This window comes from uncultured Campylobacter sp. (assembly GCF_937997595.1).
Taxonomy (GTDB): domain Bacteria; phylum Campylobacterota; class Campylobacteria; order Campylobacterales; family Campylobacteraceae; genus Campylobacter_B.
This window is the reverse complement of record NZ_CALKTS010000034.1, coordinates 1-1,722: the sequence shown is the minus strand read 5'-3', so window position 1 is coordinate 1,722 and position 1,722 is coordinate 1. Positions and strand designations below refer to the sequence as shown.

The 1,722-nt window shown below is 49.8% G+C and carries 2 protein-coding genes; both read left to right on the top strand.

Annotation, left to right across the window (positions count from 1 at the left end; translation table 11 throughout):
* The first annotated feature begins 328 nt into the window (after positions 1-328).
* A complete protein-coding gene (locus tag Q0614_RS01275; protein WP_298785936.1) occupies positions 329-538 on the top strand; it encodes a hypothetical protein in 210 nt (69 codons plus the stop codon).
* A 225-nt stretch (positions 539-763) separates the two neighbouring features.
* Positions 764-1,507 (top strand): hypothetical protein, encoded by a 744-nt coding sequence (locus Q0614_RS01270; protein WP_298785934.1) that lies wholly within the window; start codon positions 764-766, stop codon positions 1,505-1,507.
* The last annotated feature ends 215 nt before the right edge of the window (positions 1,508-1,722 follow it).

Sequence of the window (1,722 nt, the reverse complement as noted above, 5' to 3'; positions counted from 1 at the left end):
CGCAGCTAGCCGCGATGCTCGAAGCGCTAAATCAAAGCGAGGTCGGCAAAAAGGTGCTGGATAAAATTTCGGGCGCCAAGGAGGGGGATAAATCCGAGTAATATTCGCAGCGCCTCGGGCGAGTAAAATTTTAAATTTATACACTAGCGGCACTGCGGAGGAGAGTAAATTTGAGTAATAGCTGGTGGCGAGATTATTGCGCTCTTGATAGGAGCAAAATTCTGGGGAGTAAATTTTGAGTGATAGCTAGCGGCACGGCGCGGGCTAGCAAATTTGAGCGGCCTGCCCGTCCGAGCGGTTTGCCCGTTCGCATTGGATAAAATTTAAAGTGCTAGCGGAATTTAAAGGTTGCGAAATTTCAAATACTCGCGAAATTTCGGATTTTCGTGGGATTTTAAAACGTCGTGGAATTTTAAATATCGTGAAATTTAGACGCCGCGAAATTTCAAACGCTCGTAAAATTTCAGGTCCTTGTGCGCGAGCATTTAAAGACGGCGCGGTATCGCAAGTATTCGCAGAGCGCCGAAACTGCGGATAAATTTTAAAAAATTGGCAAAGCGAGATTTAAAATTTAGGCGCGGGTGCATAGCGCTCACGGATTGCACTTAGTAGCCGCCAAATGATTGAGCTCTGCCGCCTAGCGGTCAAATTTTGCCGACTAGCGAGGCTAAATTTATTCGGTTCGCATGAAATTCAAGAAGCGCGAGCCGTTTGAGGCAGCGCAAAATTTAACCCGCCCGCATAAAATTTTAAGGAGCGCACGATGGCAAACGCCGTAAATTCCGCGCGGTACCTGGCGCGTATCAAGCAGGCGGAAGCTCTTTTCGAGGGGCAAAATTTTACCCGGTGCCAAACGATAAATTTAAGCGGTGGATATGAGATCGTAAAGGACGCATATAGGCTCGGCGCGACAATCTTTAGCGGCGGCGAATACGCGCTGTTTGGCGCGCCGCAGATAAAAAGCCTACGCCGCATAGACGATGGAAACGGCGGCTGCGTAGCCCATCTCAAAAGCCGCGCGATAAAAACCTGGCGCTACATAGACGATCGGGCGGAATTTTTCAGCCTGATCCGCCACGCAAACGGAAAATTTTACCTCGTCTTTCGCCAGGATATATACGGCTACAGCGTGCTTGAACTGGATCGCGGGCGGATCATGCGCTTCGTGCCGGACGCCTGGACGCTCGGCAAGGAGAGCTTTATCTTAAGCGGTGCGCGCTATCTGCGGGATTGGGACGCGCTGGTCGTGAGCGGTTGCTACTGGGGCGCTCCAAACGGCGTGCATTTGGTGAGTTTTGCCGAGCCGATGAGCGAAGAGCAGAGATATGTAGACGTTTTAGACTGCATACAGGGCGGCTACGATATCTACGAGCAGGCTGATTTTGCGGGCTTTGAGGGTAATGAACTGAGCCTAAAATGCTTTCGCGCGGACGCCTTGCGATATGAAAACGTAAAAATTTCGCGCGAGCAATACCGCGAATGGATGCGCGAAGCAAAACGGCTATAAGGCTTAAATTTAAAGGCTTGCAAGCGATAAAATTTAAAACAAGCCGCAAAAAGCGAAATTCAGCGAGATCAAAGGGGCTGAAATAAAGGAATATGGATGTTTTTTGAATACATTTTAATCGGCATTGCGGTAGGCTTTATCAGCGGGTTTTTCGGTATCGGCGGCGGCACGGTCGTGGTGCCCGTGATGATGCTCTTCGGCTACGACGTCAAGTA

Bases quoted from the DNA above. Each gene is read 5' to 3' on its own strand.
- Q0614_RS01270 (WP_298785934.1), top strand. From the start codon at position 764: ATGGCAAACGCCGTAAATTCCGCGCGGTACCTGGCGCGTATCAAGCAG.